This is a genomic window from Streptomyces sp. NPDC096048 (assembly GCF_044763415.1).
Classification (GTDB): domain Bacteria; phylum Actinomycetota; class Actinomycetes; order Streptomycetales; family Streptomycetaceae; genus Streptomyces.
The window spans coordinates 1-16,115 of the sequence record NZ_JBIWGG010000009.1 but is presented as its reverse complement, the minus strand read 5'-3'; the positions used below and the strand labels follow the sequence as shown (position 1 = coordinate 16,115).

The window sequence follows — 16,115 nt, the reverse complement described above, 5'->3', positions numbered from 1 at the left end:
GTGGGCGCAGCGGCGCCTCGCCAGCGCCGGGGGCCGCGTGCCCCACCCCCCGGCCACTCCCACGCCGGGCAGCCGTCCAGCGCCGGGCGGCAGGCCCACCCTCCGCCCCCAGCCGCTCACGGCAGAGGCACCGGCCTCCGAAGATGTGCCCGCCCGGCGCCCCCAGGTACCGTCCGCTCCATGAACACCCCCAGCGCACCCCCGCCCTCGGGGATCACCGTGCAGCGGGCCCTGGAACTCCCCGGCCTCCGCAGCGGCCTCCCGGAGATCCTCGCCGGCGCCGACCGTCTGCACCGCACCGTGCGCTGGGTCCACGCCGGCGAGGTACCCAACATCGCCTCCCTCCTCAAGGGCGGCGAGCTTCTCCTGACCACGGGCTACGGCCTCGGCACCCGCCCCGCCGAACAGCGCGCCTTCGTCCGCACCCTCGCCGAGCGCGGTATCGCGGCCCTCGTCGTGGAACTCGGCCCGCGCTTCGGCCGCCTGCCGGCCGCCCTCGTGGACACCGCCCGCGCGGCCGGACTGCCGCTGGTCCAGCTGCACCGCGAGGTGCCGTTCGTGACGGTCACCGAGGAGATCCACACCGAGATCGTCAACGGCCACTACACACTGCTCCAGCGGGCCGAAGAGGTGCACCGCCGCTGCACGGAGGCGCTCCTCGGCGGCGGCGGGGTGCCGCAGGTACTCGGCATCCTGGCCGACTTCGGCGACAACCCGGTCTTCCTGGAGACCCCCGACGGCCGACTGCTGTACGCCGCCGGCTCCGGCCCCGAGGGCGCCGACCCGCTCCAGGTGTGGGAGGGGCTGCGCGGCCCGCACAAGGAGGCCCCGCCCCCGGCGGGCTCGGTCCTGGTGGACGTGCCCGGCGGCGGGCCCGGCACCGGGGCGGTGCGCGCCCGGCTCGTTCTGCTGCCCGTACGGTCCCCGCTGGCGCCGGTGCACCGGATGGCGGCCGAGCGGGCGGCCGGCATCCTCGCCGTGGTGCTGATGCAGGCCCGTCAGGAGGAGGAACTGGCGGCGCGCGGTCGCGGCGACTTCCTCACCGACCTCGCCGAGGGCCGGATCGCCCCGGAGGACGCCCCGGCACAGGCCCGCGTCCTGGGCTTCAAACCGGGCGCCGGCCCGCTGCTCCCGGTGGTGATGCGGCTCGGTGACACCCTGTCCCCCGCCGGTGGCGGCTGGGCGGTGCTGGCGCGCGCGGTCGCCGAGGAACTCGCGTCGGTCGGGGTGCCGGTCCTGCTGGGCGTACGGCCGGTGGAGGGCAGGGTGCCGCTTCTGCTGGGCCTGCGCTTGGAGACGGAGCGGGCGGCGGTCGCGGACCGGGTCGCGGCGGCGCTGCGGGCGGGCGTGGAGCGGGCCGGAATGCAGGCGCCGGGGGCGCAGCCGCCCGTCGTGGTCGTCGGCGTGGCCGGCGGCTGGGCGGCGGCGGCCTCGGGCCTCAGGCACGCGGCGGAGACGGCCACCGCGGCGCAGGGTCTCCCCGACCGGCCCTGGTTCGACGCCCGACGCCTCGACATCGACCTGCTGCTGTGGCGGCTGCGTGACCAACCGGACCTCGCGGCCTTCGTGGACCGGGCGATCGGCCCCCTCCGCGACCACGACAACCGTTCCAAGCCGCCCCTGCTGCCCACCCTCCAGGCGTACCTGGCGCACGCCGGCCGCAAGGCGGAGACGGCACGCGAACTCCACCTCAACCGGCAGACGCTGTACAACCGGCTGGCGAGGATCGGGGAGCTGCTGGGGACGGACCTCGACGACCCGCAGACCGTCCTGGCGTTGAGCCTGGCGCTGCGCGCACGTCGGCACGTGCCCTAGGCAGTACGCCTAGAGCAGCGGCGTGGGCTGCGTCAACTCGTCGTAGACGCTGAGGACCTGGGCGACTGTCTCGTCCTCGGTCGGCCAGGTGGCCGCCTGCCGTGCGCCCCTGTCCCTCAGCTCCTCGCACCGCCCCGGGTCGGCGAGCAGTCGGACGACGGCGTCGGCGAGGGCCTCCGCGTCCCCGTCCGGGACGAGTTCGGCGGCGTCGCCGACGAGTTCGGGGATGCCGCCGACGTCGCTCGCGACGAGCGGCACGCCCGCGTGGAGGGCCTCCTGGGCGAGGAGGGAGCGTGCCTCCCGGCGGCTCGGCAGCAGGGCCAGGTCGGCCGCCGCGAGAAGGTCGGTGACGTCCTCGCGGCTGCCGATGAGCACCACCGGCAGTCCCTCGTCCTCGATCCGCCGCTGCAACTCCGCGCGCAGCGGGCCTTCCCCGGCGACGACGACCAACGGTACGGGGTCGTGCCGGCGCCAGACACGGGCGGCGTCGAGCAGGACGTCGTACCCCCGGTGCCCCTCCAGGGAGCCGACCGCGATCAGCAACGGGCGGCCGATGGCGCCGAGTTCGGCCCGGACCTTCGGGCGCCGCCGGTCGGGGTCGTCGGGGTCGGCCGGCCGGCCCGGCCGGGCGGGGAGCGCGACGGGGCCGAGCCGGGCGTCCCGCGCGCCTGTTCGCCGTGCCCGGTCGACCAGTTCCGAGGTGGCGCCGAGCACCACGGTGGCGGCCTTCATCACCCGTCGTTCCAGCACGCGCAGCAGTTGGGCGCGGGCTCCTTCGGCGTGGACCCGGTCGTGCCAGGTGACGACGAGCGGAGTGCGCACCCGGCGTCCGCCGAGGGCCAGCGCGGCGCGGAAGGAGGCGTGCAGCCCGTGCGCGTGCACCAGGTCGGCCTCCGCGCACACCGCCCGCAGCGCGGCAACGGACACGGGATCACTGCTGCGCGGCACGTGCACGTGGTCGGCTCCGGCGCCCGTGAAGTCGTAGGTGCGTTCCGCATGGGCGGGGGCGCACACCGTCACTTTCACGCCCCTCGCGACGAGCCCCGCGGCCAGGGAGCGCACGTGGGTGCTGCTGCCGGCGTTGCCGCCGCCCAGCACCTGCACGGTGCGCAGCGACGTCTGGCCGTGCGGTGCGTGGCTGCTCACGGGGGTCACGTGGCCGGGAACTCCTGGTTTCGGCGGGGGACGGTCACGAAGAACGTACAGAAGGATGCCGCGGAGGGGGCGCGCCTCGCGGTTTCCAGCGCGCTGCTCCGTCAAGGATGCCAGGCCGTACGGGTGTTCCGGGAACGACGACCGTCCCGCGCGGGCGACCGTGGGGGCAACGGGACGGGCCACTTCACTCACACGAGTGAGCGTGCCGCCTCGCTCACCTTCTCCCCGTACGCCGCCGCGGCCACGAGTGCGACGGCGTGCGCGGCGAGCGCCGCCCGGCCGTTCCCGGCCACCACCGCGACCCCCAGGGCCGCGCCCAGCGCGTGCGCTCCCGTGTCACCGAGCATCGTGCGCTCGGCGATGTCGTCGGGCAGTACAGCCGCGGCGGCTCCCATGGCGACGGCGACGGCCTCCGCTCCGGGCCCCTTCCTCAGCAGCCCCGGCGCACCGAGCGCGAGGACCGCCGCACCGGCCCGCCCGGGGCGTACGTCCACGAGGTTGACGAAGTGCGCGGCCCCCGCGATGACGACGCCCGCGAGCACCTTGTCCAGCGGCCGTTCCTTCATCACCGCACCCGCGGCGAGCCCGGCCGCGGAGATCCCCAGCAGCTTCACCGCCCCGCTGGTGACCTCGCCGTCCCGCAACGCCGACAGATGCGCTCGGAACCCGCGCCGGGAGTCCCCGGCGCCCACCACGTCGTCGTAGGCCCCGCAGGCCCCGGCGGCGAGCACCGCGAACCCGGCGGCGGGCCGCACCCGCGCCGTCCCCACCGCCGCCGCCACGGCGGACGCGGGCCCGGCGTACAGCTCCACGGCCCGTCCGGCGTGGTTCTTCCGCTCCCAGCGTTCCCGGCCGCCCGGTGCCGTGGCGCGCAGCGCGGACAGGCCGGTCCGCGCGAGAGCGGCGGCGAGGGCGAAGGAGGAGCCGGTCCGGCGAGCGCGGTCGATCATCGGGCCACCCTACGGGGCCCCTCCCGCGCCGTCGGCGGGCGCCGACGGCGTCCCGCGACGCGGCCCGCCGGCCGGGCCTGCGCGTCCGGCCGGGCCTACGCGTCCGACCGTGCCGTCGCGAGCAGTTCCTCCGCGTGGGCCCGGGCCGTCTCCGAGTCCTCCTGGCCGGCCAGCATCCGGGACAGTTCGCGGATCCGATCCTCACCCTCCAGCACCTTCACTCCGGAGCGGGTCACCGAGCCGTCGTTCGTCTTCTCCACCAGCAGCTGCCGGTCGGCGAACGCGGCCACCTGCGGCAGGTGCGTGACGACCACGACCTGCGCGCTCCTCGCGAGGCGCGCCAGGCGCCGCCCGATCTCCACCGCCGCCTTGCCGCCGACCCCGGCGTCGACCTCGTCGAAGAGGTACGTCGGCACCGGATCCGTGCCCGCGAACACGACCTCCACGGCCAGCATCACGCGCGACAGCTCACCGCCGGACGCGCCCTTGGCGATCGGCCGCGGCGGCGCGCCCGGATGCGGGGCGAGCAGCAGCTCGACCTCGTCGGCGCCCGACGGCCCGTACGCGACCGTGCGTCCGGCGACCTCCACGCCCTCCGGGTCGTCGGTCTGCCGGATCTCGAACGACACGCGCGCGTGGGGCATGGCGAGCGAGGCCAGCTCCGCGGTCACCGCGGCGGCGAACCGCTCGGCGGCCTCCGTGCGCGCGTCCGTCAGTGCCTGTGCCAGCCCGCCCAGCTCCGTCCGGAGCGCGTCCCGCTCGGCGGTCAGCTCGCCGATCCGCTCGTCGTCGCCGTCCAGCTCGGTCACCCGCGCGGCGCTCCGCTCGGCCCAGTTCAGGACGGCGGTGACGTCCTCGCCGTACTTCCGCGTCAGCGCGGTGAGCGCGGCCCGGCGCTCCTCGACCGCCGCCAGCCGCAGCGGGTCGGCGTCGAGGTCGTCCGCGTACCCGGCCAGTTCCCCGGCCACGTCGCGCAGCAGGATCCCGACCTCGCCGATCCGCTCGGCGAGCGCGGCCAGCGCCGGGTCGTGCGACCGCACGGCGTCCAGGGCCCGCTGCGCGCCCGCGACGAGCGTCGCCGCGTCCACGCCCTCGGGGTCCTCCGGGTTGCCCGCCAGGGCGGCGTGAGCGGCCGTGGCGGCCGACGCGAGCGCCTCGGCGTGGCCCAGCCGCTCCGCCTCCTCGGCCAGCTCCACGTCCTCACCGGCGCGCGGCTCGACGGCCGCCACCTCGTCGAGGCCGTAGCGCAGCAGATCGGCTTCCTGGGCGCGCTCACGCGCGCGCGTGGTGATCTCGTCCAGCTCCGTGGCGACGGCCCGCAGCCGCCGGTAGGCCTCGGCGTACTTGGCGAGCGGTCCGGCGACCGCGTCACCCGCGTACCGGTCCAGGGCCTGCCGCTGCCGGGACAGTTTGAGCAGCCCCTGCTGGTCGGTCTGCCCGTGCACGGCCACCAGTTCGTCGGCCAGCTCGGCGAGCATCCCCACGGGCACGGACCGCCCGCCCAGGTGCGCGCGCGACCGCCCCTCGGCGGACACCGTCCGGCTGATCAGCAGCGCTCCGTCGTCCAGCTCGGCCCCGGCCTCCTCGGCCCGGACGGCGACCGCGGCGTCCTCGGGCACGGCGATCCGCCCCTCGACGACCGCGTTCTTCGCCCCGATCCGCACGAGCGCCGCGTCCGCGCGTCCGCCCAGCAGCAGCCCCAGGCTGGTGACCACCATGGTCTTGCCGGCACCCGTCTCACCGGTGACAGCGGTGAACCCGGGCGACAGCTCGACCACGGCGTCGTCGATGACTCCGAGCGACCGTATCCGCATCTCCTCAAGCACGCACCGACCATACGAGGTTTCGCCCGCGGTGTGCGACGCCACCCCACCCGACCGGGGCAGCCGCAGGCCGTCACCTGCGGACGGGTCGCTCGTTGCACGGGTACTGCTCCCCGCTGCCGCAGGAATGGTCCGGTCGTGTCCGTACTCGGCGAGTTCCGGATACGTCGCTCCCCGCAAACGCGGGGATCCGGGCGCCGCGCCGGGTCAGGCTTAGTGCGGCGCCCCGCGCCACCCGGACACCGGCAAAGCGAACTTCGCCACCAGCCGGTCCGTGAACGACGCGTGGTGCAGCCGAGCCAACCGCACCGGCACCGCCCCCCGCCGCACCTCCACCCGCGCCCCCGGCGGCAGCTCCACCGTCCGCCGCCCGTCGCACCACAGCACCCCCGGCGGAATGTGCGGCAGCACCTCCACCGCGAGCACCGAGTCCGGCGAGGTCACCAGCGGCTTCGCGAACAGCGCGTGGGCGCTGATCGGCACCATCAGCAGCGCCTCGACCTCGGGCCACACCACCGGCCCCCCGGCCGAGAAGGCGTACGCCGTCGACCCGGTCGGCGTCGACAGCACGATGCCGTCGCAGCCGAACCCCGTCACCGGCCGCCCGTCGATCTCCAGCACGACCTCCAGGAGCTTCTCCGCGCCGGCCTTCTGCACGGCGGCCTCGTTCAGCGCCCAGTCGGTGTGCACGATGTCGCCGTTGCGGTGCACGACGACGTCGACGGTCATCCGCTCCTCGACCTCGTACGCCCGGCTCACCACCCGGTCGACGACCTTGTCGAGGTCGTCGCGCTCGGCCTCCGCGAGGAAGCCGACCCGGCCCAGGTTGACGCCGAGCATCGGCACCCCGGAGGCGCGGGCGAACTCGGCGCCGCGCAGCAGCGTCCCGTCACCGCCCAGCACGATCAGCAGCTCGCAGCCGTCGAGGCACTGCGGGGTGGCCTCGCCGACCAGCTCCACCTCGCCCGGCAGCGGCAGGTCGCACGCCTCCGCCTCCAGGACACGCACCCCCAGCCCGGCGTTCAGCAGCCCCTTGACCACGAGCTCCGCGCTGCGGATGGCCGCCGGGCGCCCGGTGTGGGCGAGCAGGAAAACAGTACGAGCTCGGTTCTGTGTCAACGCGGCCCCTCCGCCACTGCACGGTCAACGTCGGCCGGGTCCAGTTCGTCGGCCCCGGCCCGCAGCCACAGAAAGTACTCGACGTTCCCGGAGGGACCGGGCAGCGGACTGGCGGTGACCCCCTTCACCCCGAGTCCCAGTTCCCAGGCCCTGCGGGCGACTCCCCGTACGGCCTCGGCCCGCAGCTGCTCACTGCGTACCACTCCCCCGCTGCCCAGCCGCTCCTTGCCCACCTCGAACTGCGGCTTCACCATCATCACCAGGTCGGCGTCCGGCCGCGTGCACCGCACCAGTGCGGGCAGTACCAGTCCGAGCGGGATGAAGGACAGATCCCCCACGACAAGGTCCACGGGCTCCCCATCGATCGCTTCCGGCGTCAACTCGCGTACGTTCGTACGGTCCTTGACGGTGACGCGTTCATCCTGCTGGAGAGACCAGGCGAGTTGTCCGTACCCGACGTCGACGGCGACGACGTGCCCCGCCCCCGCCCGCAGCAGTACGTCGGTGAAGCCTCCGGTGGACGCGCCGGCGTCCAGCGCCCGCCGTCCCTCGACGACGAGCCCCTGCGGTACGAAGACGTCCAGGGCGCCGGCGAGCTTGTGGCCGCCGCGCGAGACGTAGTCGGGGTCGCTGTCGTCGGCGGTCACCACGATCGCGGCGGCGGTCTCCACCTGCGTGGCGGGCTTGGTCGCGACGGCCTTGCCGACGGTGACCCGCCCGGCGGCGATCAGCTGGCTGGCGTGCTCGCGCGAGCGCGCCAGCTTGCGGCGGACCAGCTCCGCGTCGAGACGGCGGCGTGCGACTCCTGCCACGTTCGGTTCAGCTCCTAGGGACGTACGTCGATGGGGGCGCCGGAGGTCCCGGGCGGGCGTCGAGCGCGGTGAGCGCGTCGCGCAGCCCCCGGTGTACATCCTCGTACACCTCGACATGTCCGTCCGTGGCCAGGTGGTCGGCGTCGGCCAGCCGCGCCAGCCGGGCGTCCACCTCGGCGTTTCCGGTGGGGGCGCGGGGGACGTCCAGGGGGGCGGGCGCGGCGGGGTCGTGCTCCGGCGCCCGCGCTTCGGTCGGCTCCCCGTCGGTCGCCTGTGCCCTCGGCTCCGGTACTGCGTCGCTCATGCCCCGACGCTACCGCGTACCACTGGGGTACGGTCGGTCCCGATGGCGACGACTGAGGAGTGCCGCGCCGCACTCGACAAGCTCTCGGACAACATGCGCAGCGCCGAAGGGGACGTGCGGTCGGCCGCCGAGCTGGACCGCTCGGTGAGCTGCCACATCACCGATCTGGACGTCACCTTCGCCGGACGCATGGCGGACGGCCGGATCGACGTGCGCGAGACCCTTGAGGGGCCGCCGCGGGAGAAGGCCGAGATCAGGCTGGCGATGGCCGGCGACGACCTGGTGGCCCTGGTCGGCGGCGAGCTGAACTTCGCCAAGGCCTGGGGCTCGGGCCGGGTGAAGCTGGAGGCAGGCCTGCGGGACCTGTTCCGCCTCAGGAAGCTTCTGTAGCCGCCACCTTCTCGAGCGTCGCGCGGGCCCCGGCCCCGGCCCGTGCCTTGCGCGCGGCCGGCACCACCAGCGGCGTACCCGTCTCCGGGTCGTCGATGACCTGGCAGCGCAGCCCGAAGACCCGCTCGACGAGTTCGGCCGTGACGATGTCCTTCGGCGCGCCCTCGGCGATGACCTGCCCGTCGCGCAGGGCGATGAGGTGGGTGGCGTACCGGGCGGCGTGATTGAGGTCGTGCAGGACGGCCACGAGCGTGCGGCCCTGCTCCTCGTGGAGTTCCGCACAGAGGTCGAGGACGTCGATCTGGTGCTGGATGTCCAGGTACGTCGTCGGCTCGTCGAGCAGCAGCAGCGGGGTCTGCTGGGCGAGCGCCATGGCGATCCACACGCGCTGGCGCTGACCGCCGGAGAGCTCGTCGACGTAGCGCTCGGCGAGTTCCGAGATGCCGGTCTGGGCCATCGACTCCTGGACCACCCGCTCGTCCTCGGCCGACCACTGGCGCAGGATGCCCTGGTGCGGGTAGCGGCCCCGGCCGACGAGGTCGCCGACGGTGATCCCGTCGGGCGCGATGGACGACTGCGGCAACAGGCCGAGGGTCCGTGCCACGTGCTTGGCGGGCATCGACTGGATGACCGATCCGTCGAGCAGCACCCGGCCCTGGGTGGGCTTCAGCATCCGCGACAGGGCCCGCAGCAGCGTGGACTTGCCGCACGCGTTCGGGCCGACGATCACGGTGAAGGAGTTGTCGGGTATCTCCACCGACAGCTTCTCCGCGATGACCCGCTGGTCGTAGGCGAGGGTGACGTTCTCGGCGGTCAGGCGGCTCACGTTGCTCCTTCGGTTGTTCAGGCCGCTGCGGGTACCGGCGCCGGCGCTCATATCCGGCCCGCCTTGCGTTCGGTGACCAGCAGCCACAGCAGATAGACGCCGCCGAGCACACCGGTGACCACGCCCACGGGCAGCTGGTCGGCGCCGAAGGCCCGCTGCGAGACCCAGTCGGCGCTGACCAGCAGGGCGGCGCCCATGCACAGGGACGGCAGCAGGTTGGGGCCCGGCGAACGGGTGAGGCGCCGGGCGAGCTGCGGCGCGGTGAGCGCGACGAAGCTGACCGGCCCCGCGGCGGCGGTGGCCGCGGCGGTGAGCAGCACGGCCGCCACCATCAGCAGCGCCCGCACACGCTCGACGCGCACTCCGAGGGCGTACGAGACGTCGTCGCCCATCTCCATCATCCGCAGCGCCCGTCCGTTGGTGAGGACGAGCGGGACGAGCACGGCGCACAGCGCGAGCAGGGGCCAGACGTGGTCCCAGTCGCGGCCGTTGAGGGAGCCGGTCATCCAGACGACGGCGCGGGACGCGTCGACGATGTCCGCGCGGGTGAGCAGATACCCGTTGACGGCCGTGACGATCGCGGACACGCCGATGCCGACCAGGACCAGCCGGTACCCGTGCACGCCCCGTTTCCAGGCGAGCAGATAGATGGCCAGGCCGGTCACCAGGCCGCCCACGAGCGCACCGACGGTGACCTGCGCCGAGCTGCCGGAGAACAGGACGATCATCGTGAGGGCGCCGGCGGTCGCGCCCTGCCCGAGGCCGAGCACGTCCGGGCTGCCGAGCGGGTTGCGCGAGATGGCCTGGAACAGCGCACCGCCCAGCCCGAGCGCGGCGCCGACCAGCAGTCCGACCAGGACGCGCGGCAGCCGCAGTTCGTTGACGATGAACTCCTGGCTGGCGTTGCCCTCGCCGACCAGGGTCCTGAGCACGTCGGCGGCCGGTATCTCGAAGTCGCCGGTGCCGATGAGTACGACGCTCGCCGCCAACGCGACGACCATCAGCAGCGCGACGACGACGACGGCCCGGACATCCACCCGGAACGAGAGCCCACCCGGGCTCCGCACCGCACGGTTGGTCTTCCCGGCCATCGAGGTCGTACCGGCCTTACCTGCCTTACCGGTCTTACCAGTCTTACCAGTCTTGGCGGGCTTACCGGTCTTATCGGTCTTCACGACTTTCCCGTTCCTCACAGCTGGGCCGTCCTCCGCCGTCGTACGAGATAGATGAAGACCGGCCCGCCCAGGACGGCGGTGACGATCCCGACCTGAAGCTCCGAGGGCCGTGCGACGATCCGGCCGAGGACGTCCGCGCCCAGCAGCAGCACGGGCGACAGGATCGCGGCGTACGGCAGGATCCAGCGCATGTCGGGCCCGGTGAAGGAGCGGACGATGTGCGGGACCATCAGTCCGACGAACACGATCGGCCCGCAGGCGGCGGTCGCGGCCCCGCACAGCACGGTCGCCGCGAGCATGGACAGCGCCCGGGTGCGGTTGAGATTGGCACCGAGGGCCTTGGCGGTGTCGTCGCCCATCTCCATGGCGTTGAGCGGCCGGGAGAGCGCGAGGGCCAGGACCGTGCCCGCCACGAAGAACGGGAGCACCTCCTTGATGGTGCCGTTCGTCGCCGACGAGAGCGAACCGACCGTCCAGAAACGCATCCTGCCCAGCGCCGCGTCGTCCATGATCATCACGGCCTGCAGGTAGCCGAAGAGCGCCGCGCTGATCGCGGTGCCGGCCAGCACCAGCCGCACCGGCGTGGCCCCCCGGCTGCCGCCCAGGAACCAGACCAGCGCGCCCACACCCGCCGCACCGGCGAAGGCGAACCACACATATCCCGTCAGCGAGGTGACGCCGAAGAAGGTGATGGCCGTGACGACCGCCGCCGAGGCGCCCGCGTTGATGCCGAGCAGCCCGGGATCGGCCAGCGGATTGCGGGTGAGCGCCTGCAGTACGGCTCCCGCGAGGCCGAGCGCGGCACCGGCGAGCAGACCGAGCACGGTTCGCGACAGCCGCTCGCTCACCACGACATCGCCGTACGTGCCCGAGTCGTGGAACAAGCCGTGCCAGACCTGCGCCAGGGACAGGTCCTTCGCGCCGATCGCGATACTCGTCAACGCGATGAGCACCAGGACCGCCGCCGAGACGGGCAGCCCGACGGCACGCAGGACACGGCGCTTGGGGGGCGGCGCGGGGGCGGTCTCCGCGCGCTGTTCGGGGGGACTGTCGACCAACACCCGGTTAGGTTAGCCTACCCTGCCAACCGCTCACGATCCCGAGGATCTTCCTCGCTCCGCCCTCGGCCGGGCGCCTTCCCCGTACGACGGCTCACCACCCCAGTCGCGCCAACGCCTTCCCCGAGTCCAGTCCGCACCCGGCCTCCCCGCCCGCTGTCCAGGCCGCCGCGCACAGCGCACGCAACCCGTCCAGCGCCGCGCCCTCGCCCTCCAGCTCCAGACGCTGCTCGCCGGCCGTGGCCGTCCAGCCGCCGCAATGGAACCCGCCGCCCCCGTCCGCGCCGCCCGTGACCTCCGGCTGCCCGGTGAGCATCCCGCGCAGATCGGCGTCGACATACGTGGGCCGGTGCTGCGGCGGTGCCGCCAGCAGCTGCGCTCCGTCGGTCACGCCGGTCAGGACGAGCAGCGAATCGACCTCCCCGTTGAACGCGCCCTCGATGTCCGTGTCCAGCCGGTCGCCCACCACCAACGGCCGCTGCGCGCCGGTGCGCAGGATCGTCTCCCGGTGCATGGGAGGCAACGGCTTCCCCGCCACCTGCGGATCGGCCCCGGTGGCGATCCGCACGACCTCCACCGCCGCACCGTTGCCCGGTGCGATGCCGCGGGCGCCCGGAATCGTCAGGTCGGTGTTGGAGGCGTACCACGGCACGCCGCGCGCGATGGCGTAGCAGGCCTCCGCGAACCGCCCCCACGGCAGCTCGGGTCCGCCGAATCCCTGCACGACGGCCGCCGGATCGTCCTCCGCGGACTCCACGGGCTCCAGGCCGCGCTCCCGCAGCGCCACCCGCAACCCGTCGCCGCCGATCACCAGCACCCGGGCACCCGACGGCACCTGCTCGGCGATCAGCCGGGCCACCGCCTGGGCCGAGGTGATGACGTCGTCGGCACCCGTCGGTATGCCCAGCTCGGTCAGATGCTCGGCGACCGCGTCGGGGGTCCGGAGCGCGTTGTTCGTGACGTACGCCAGACGCATGCCGCCCGCGCGGGCGGTGGCGAGCGAGTCGACCGCGTGAGCGATCGCGTTCCCCCCGGCGTACACCACGCCGTCCAGGTCGAGCAGCGCCGTGTCGTACGCCTCGCTCAGGCCCCGCCCACTGCCCTCGGGCCTCGTCCTGACGCTCCGGCTCATTGCACATCGCTCCTCGTTCGGTGCCTTTCCCCCGATCATCCCCCATGCCACTGACACACGTACGATGCCGGGATGAACTCAGCAGGTCACCCGGAAGCAACGGCGCGCCGGGGCCTGGAACTCACCCCGTTCCGAGGCCTCCGCTACGACCCCGACCGGGTCGGCAGCCTGGCCGCCGTGACGTCCCCGCCCTACGACGTCGTGGTCCGCCCCGACGGCCTGCTCCACCTCGAGTCCGCAGACCCGTACAACATCGTCCGGCTGATCCTGCCCCAGGCCGCCACGCCCGAGGCGCGCAACGACCAGGCCGCCCACACCCTGCGGCGATGGATGGCCGAGGGCGTCCTGACCGCCGACCCCGAACCGGGCCTGTACGTCTACGAACAGCGCGACGGCGAGGGCATGCTGCAACGCGGCATCATCGGCGCCCTGCGCGTGTCGGACCCGTCGGAGCAGGTCGTCCTGCCGCACGAGGACGTCATGCCGCACGTCGTCGCCGACCGCGCGGCGCTCATGCGGACCACCTGGGCGAACCTCGAGCCCCTGCTCCTCACCTACCGCGGCGACGGCCCCACCGCGGCCACGACCACCGTCGTGGAACGCACCGCCGAACAGCCGCCGCTTCTCTCGACGACCACGGAGGACGGCTTCTGCCACCGCCTGTGGTCGGTGACGGACCCCGACGCCCTGTCCCGCGTCCGGTCCGAGCTGGCGCGGCACCAGGCCCTCATCGCCGACGGCCACCACCGCTGGGCGACCTATCGCACGCTCCGCGCCGAGCACCCTTCCCCCAGCCCCTGGGACCACGGTCTGGTCCTCCTGGTCGACACGGCCCGCTACCCGCTCCGGGTCCGCGCCATCCACCGCCTGCTGCACGATCTCCCGGTGAGCGACGCCGTGGCCGCCCTGGACGGCCACTTCCGCGTCCGCCGCCTCGACACGCCGCGGGCCGAGTCCATGGACGCCCTGGCGAAGGCGGCCGACGCGGGCAACGCCTTCCTGCTCGCCGGCGACGGCGCCTTCCACCTCGTCGACCGGCCGGACCCCGGGCTGCTGGCCCGCACGGTCCCCACCGACCGCCCGGAGGCCTGGCGCACCCTGGACGCCACGGTCCTGCACGCCACCCTCCTCGCCCACGTCTGGCGCGTCCCGGACGACTCCGCCACCCACATCTCCTACATCCACGACACGGCGGCCACCGTCGAGAAGGCCGAACGCGACGGCGGTACGGCGGTGCTGATGCACCCGGTCCGTGAGGAGGTCGTCCGCGAGCTGGCCCAACAAGGCGTCACTATGCCCCGCAAGTCGACGTCCTTCGGCCCGAAACCGGCCTCGGGCCTGGTGCTGCGCACGCTGGACCTGTAGGTCGACACGACGACGAAGGGGCGGGACCGTACGCCGGTCCCGCCCCTTCGCCGTCATGCCACGGACGTCAGTCCTTCTCGCCGTCCTCGTTCCCGTCCGCGTCCCCGTCCGTGCCCTTGTCCTCGGCGGAGGGACCCTCCACGTTGCCCTCGCCCTCGCCCTCGTCAAGGGCGTCCATGAACTCGACGCCGTCCAGCTCGGCGAGACGGTCGGAGGCGTCCGTGCTGCCGTCCCGGTCGGCCTCCACGGCCTTCGCGAACCACTCCCGCGCCTCCTGCTCCCGGCCGGCGGCCAGCAGCGCGTCGGCGTAGGCGTACCGCAGTCGCGCGGTCCAGGGCTGCACGGAGTTGGAGGCCAGCTCGGGGCTCTGCAGCGTCACGATGGCCGCGTCCAGCTGTCCCATGTCACGCCGGGCGCCGGCCGCGACGAGCCGCATCTCGACCTGACCGGCCTTGTCCAGCTTGTGCACCTCGGGGGCACCGGCCATGTCCAGCGCCTTCTCCGGCCGGCCGAGCCCGCGCTCGCAGTCGGCCATGACCGGCCACAGCTCGACGGACCCGGTCATCCGCCGCGCCGCCCGGAACTCGGCCAGAGCCTCGCTGTACTTCTGGTTGGCGTACGCGGCGAACCCGCCCGCCTCCCGTACGGCGGCGACACGGGACGCCAGACGCAGAGCGATCTTGGAGTAGGCGTACGCGGTCTCCGGGTCCTCGTCGAGAAGCCGGGCGACCATCACCAGGTTCCTGGCGACGTCCTCCGCAAGCGTCTTGGGCAGACTCTGAAGCTCCTGCCGTACGTCCTTGTCGATCTCGTCGCCCGTGACCTCCTCGGGAATCGGCAGGCGCTTGATCGGCTCGCGGTCCCGGTCCCGCTCCTCACGGAAACGGCCACCGCCGCCGTGCCGGTCGTCCCGCCCACGGAAACCACCGGGACGCCCGCCTCGGTCATCACGCTGCGGCCCACGGCTCCCACGGTCGTCCCGACCTCGGTACCCGCCACGCTCACCACCGCGACTGTCATCACGCCGACCGAAGCCGCCGCGCTCGCCCCGATTGTCGTCACGACGGAAGCCACCACGATCGCCACGGTCGTCACGACGGTAAGGGGGGCGCTCACCGCGGTCATCACGACGGTCGTCCCGACGGAAGGACGGCCGGTCACCACGGTCACCGCGGTCGTCCCGACGGAAAGAGGGCCGGTCACCCCGGTCGTCACGACGGTCGTCCCGACGGAAAGAGGGCCGGTCACCACGGTCACCGCGGTCGTCACGACGGAAGGACGGCCGGTCACCACGGTCACCGCGGTCATCGCGACGGAAGGGGGGACGGTCACCGCTCCGGTCGTCGCGACGGAAACCGCCACGGTCCCCGCCGCGGTCACGGTCATCACGACGCGGCCCACGGTCGCGGTCGTCACGACGCCCGAACCCACCACCACGGCTGTCATCCCGACGGTCATCCCGACGGAATCCACCACCCTGCCCGCCACGGTCACTGCCACGGCTGTCGTCACGCCGGCCGAAGCCACCACGCTCGCCTCGGTCGTCACGGCGGTCGTCACGACGGAAGGAGGGACGGTCACCACGGTCACCGCGGTCATCGCGACGGAAGGGGGGACGGTCACCGCTCCGGTCGTCGCGACGGAAACCACCACGGTCCCCGCCGCGGTCACGGTCATCACGACGCGGCCCACGGTCGCGGTCGTCACGACGCGGCCCGCGGTCACGGTCGTCACGACGCCCGAACCCACCACCACGGCTGTCATCCCGACGGTCATCCCGACGGAATCCACCACCCTGCCCGCCACGGTCACTGCCACGGCTGTCGTCACGGCGGAATCCGCCGCGGTCGCGGTCGTTGTCACGACGGAAGCCGCCACGGTCCCCGCGCTGACCGCTCCGGTCACCGCGGTCACCACTGTCCCGTCGCCGCTGGTCGCGCTCCGGTCGGTCGTCGGGAGAGTTGGGGGACATCGGTGACTCCTGTCTTCGGTACTGCAAGTCATTCTCGCGCAACCGGGTACCCGGTGCGCCCTGGAAAAACGAAAGGACCCCTGGTCCCCAGCTGAACGCTGGGGACCAGGGGTCCTTTCCAAAGATTGTTCGGCGGCGTCCTACTCTCCCACAGGGTCCCCCCTGCAGTACCATCGGCGCTGTAAGGCTTAGCTTCCGGGTTCGAAATGTAACCGGGCG

Annotated in this window: 14 protein-coding genes, 1 rRNA gene and 1 pseudogene; 3 read left to right on the top strand and 13 right to left on the bottom strand. The window is 73.7% G+C overall.

The window, feature by feature from the left end; translation table 11 throughout:
* Positions 1-180: 180 nt before the first annotated feature.
* Positions 181-1,815 (top strand): PucR family transcriptional regulator, encoded by a 1,635-nt coding sequence (locus tag ACIQ6R_RS24660; protein WP_404223463.1) that lies wholly within the window; start codon positions 181-183, stop codon positions 1,813-1,815.
* A gap of 9 nt (positions 1,816-1,824) precedes the next feature.
* Here ACIQ6R_RS24660 and ACIQ6R_RS24655 read toward each other — a convergent pair whose 3' ends face one another.
* From ACIQ6R_RS24655 to ACIQ6R_RS24630, 6 genes are all read right to left on the bottom strand, one after another.
* The gene (locus tag ACIQ6R_RS24655) at positions 1,825-2,970 is read right to left on the bottom strand and encodes a glycosyltransferase family 4 protein (RefSeq protein ID WP_404180082.1); all 1,146 of its coding nucleotides are present in this window, start codon (positions 2,968-2,970) and stop codon (positions 1,825-1,827) included.
* A gap of 188 nt (positions 2,971-3,158) precedes the next feature.
* Positions 3,159-3,920, bottom strand: coding sequence for a hypothetical protein (locus tag ACIQ6R_RS24650; protein ID WP_404223461.1), 762 nt, complete (start codon positions 3,918-3,920; stop codon positions 3,159-3,161).
* Positions 3,921-4,015: 95 nt separating this feature from the next.
* Entirely contained in the window at positions 4,016-5,734 is a 1,719-nt protein-coding gene (recN, locus tag ACIQ6R_RS24645; RefSeq protein ID WP_404223845.1) for a DNA repair protein RecN, read from the bottom strand.
* A gap of 222 nt (positions 5,735-5,956) precedes the next feature.
* Complete coding sequence (locus tag ACIQ6R_RS24640) at positions 5,957-6,862, bottom strand: NAD kinase (protein ID WP_375924702.1); 906 nt, start codon at positions 6,860-6,862, stop codon at positions 5,957-5,959.
* On the bottom strand, positions 6,859-7,674 hold the full coding sequence (locus tag ACIQ6R_RS24635) for a hemolysin (RefSeq protein WP_404223459.1): 816 nt from the start codon (positions 7,672-7,674) through the stop codon (positions 6,859-6,861). Before ACIQ6R_RS24635 ends, ACIQ6R_RS24640 begins: the two co-directional genes overlap by 4 nt.
* Positions 7,675-7,681: 7 nt before the next feature.
* Positions 7,682-7,978 carry a hypothetical protein gene (locus ACIQ6R_RS24630; RefSeq protein WP_404223457.1) on the bottom strand — a complete coding sequence of 99 codons (297 nt, stop codon included), beginning with the start codon at positions 7,976-7,978 and terminating at the stop codon, positions 7,682-7,684.
* A gap of 42 nt (positions 7,979-8,020) precedes the next feature.
* On the opposite strand from ACIQ6R_RS24630, the gene ACIQ6R_RS24625 reads away from it, so the two are divergent.
* Positions 8,021-8,368 (top strand): SCP2 sterol-binding domain-containing protein, encoded by a 348-nt coding sequence (locus ACIQ6R_RS24625; RefSeq protein ID WP_404223455.1) that lies wholly within the window; start codon positions 8,021-8,023, stop codon positions 8,366-8,368.
* On the opposite strand, the gene ACIQ6R_RS24620 is transcribed toward ACIQ6R_RS24625, so the two are convergent.
* From ACIQ6R_RS24620 to ACIQ6R_RS24605, 4 genes are all read right to left on the bottom strand, one after another.
* Entirely contained in the window at positions 8,352-9,245 is an 894-nt protein-coding gene (locus tag ACIQ6R_RS24620; protein WP_404223453.1) for an ABC transporter ATP-binding protein, read from the bottom strand. The two genes, ACIQ6R_RS24625 and ACIQ6R_RS24620, sit on opposite strands and share 17 nt — an antisense overlap.
* Entirely contained in the window at positions 9,242-10,285 is a 1,044-nt protein-coding gene (locus ACIQ6R_RS24615; protein WP_404223843.1) for a FecCD family ABC transporter permease, read from the bottom strand. The genes ACIQ6R_RS24620 and ACIQ6R_RS24615 overlap by 4 nt, the downstream gene beginning before the upstream one ends.
* A gap of 98 nt (positions 10,286-10,383) precedes the next feature.
* On the bottom strand, positions 10,384-11,430 hold the full coding sequence (locus ACIQ6R_RS24610) for a FecCD family ABC transporter permease (RefSeq protein ID WP_404180103.1): 1,047 nt from the start codon (positions 11,428-11,430) through the stop codon (positions 10,384-10,386).
* 91 nt (positions 11,431-11,521) lie between these two features.
* Positions 11,522-12,559, bottom strand: a complete 1,038-nt coding sequence (locus ACIQ6R_RS24605; protein ID WP_404223451.1) for an HAD hydrolase-like protein — start codon at positions 12,557-12,559, stop codon at positions 11,522-11,524.
* Between the two features lie 72 nt (positions 12,560-12,631).
* On the opposite strand from ACIQ6R_RS24605, the gene ACIQ6R_RS24600 reads away from it, so the two are divergent.
* Positions 12,632-13,924: a DUF1015 domain-containing protein gene (locus ACIQ6R_RS24600; protein WP_404223449.1), complete on the top strand. Its 1,293-nt coding sequence runs from the start codon at positions 12,632-12,634 to the stop codon at positions 13,922-13,924.
* Between the two features lie 67 nt (positions 13,925-13,991).
* Here ACIQ6R_RS24600 and ACIQ6R_RS24595 read toward each other — a convergent pair whose 3' ends face one another.
* The 3 genes and pseudogenes from ACIQ6R_RS24595 to rrf all read right to left on the bottom strand — a co-directional run.
* Positions 13,992-14,765, bottom strand: coding sequence for a hypothetical protein (locus ACIQ6R_RS24595; protein ID WP_404223841.1), 774 nt, complete (start codon positions 14,763-14,765; stop codon positions 13,992-13,994).
* A 150-nt stretch (positions 14,766-14,915) separates the two neighbouring features.
* Positions 14,916-15,878, bottom strand: a pseudogene (locus ACIQ6R_RS24590) (hypothetical protein); the annotation flags it as partial.
* Positions 15,879-16,023: 145 nt separating this feature from the next.
* Positions 16,024-16,115: ribosomal RNA gene (gene rrf, locus ACIQ6R_RS24585) — 5S ribosomal RNA — on the bottom strand; the annotation flags it as partial.

What these genes read in the sequence shown, in the direction of transcription:
- ACIQ6R_RS24630 (WP_404223457.1), bottom strand. Translation starts at nt 7,978, where the DNA reads ATGAGCGACGCAGTACCGGAGCCGAGGGCACAGGCGACCGACGGGGAG.
- recN (WP_404223845.1), bottom strand. Translation starts at nt 5,734, where the DNA reads ATGCGGATACGGTCGCTCGGAGTCATCGACGACGCCGTGGTCGAGCTG.
- ACIQ6R_RS24615 (WP_404223843.1), bottom strand. Translation starts at nt 10,285, where the DNA reads ATGGCCGGGAAGACCAACCGTGCGGTGCGGAGCCCGGGTGGGCTCTCG.
- ACIQ6R_RS24620 (WP_404223453.1), bottom strand. Translation starts at nt 9,245, where the DNA reads ATGAGCGCCGGCGCCGGTACCCGCAGCGGCCTGAACAACCGAAGGAGC.
- ACIQ6R_RS24660 (WP_404223463.1), top strand. Translation starts at nt 181, where the DNA reads ATGAACACCCCCAGCGCACCCCCGCCCTCGGGGATCACCGTGCAGCGG.
- ACIQ6R_RS24605 (WP_404223451.1), bottom strand. Translation starts at nt 12,559, where the DNA reads ATGAGCCGGAGCGTCAGGACGAGGCCCGAGGGCAGTGGGCGGGGCCTG.
- ACIQ6R_RS24650 (WP_404223461.1), bottom strand. Translation starts at nt 3,920, where the DNA reads ATGATCGACCGCGCTCGCCGGACCGGCTCCTCCTTCGCCCTCGCCGCC.
- ACIQ6R_RS24625 (WP_404223455.1), top strand. Translation starts at nt 8,021, where the DNA reads ATGGCGACGACTGAGGAGTGCCGCGCCGCACTCGACAAGCTCTCGGAC.
- ACIQ6R_RS24600 (WP_404223449.1), top strand. Translation starts at nt 12,632, where the DNA reads ATGAACTCAGCAGGTCACCCGGAAGCAACGGCGCGCCGGGGCCTGGAA.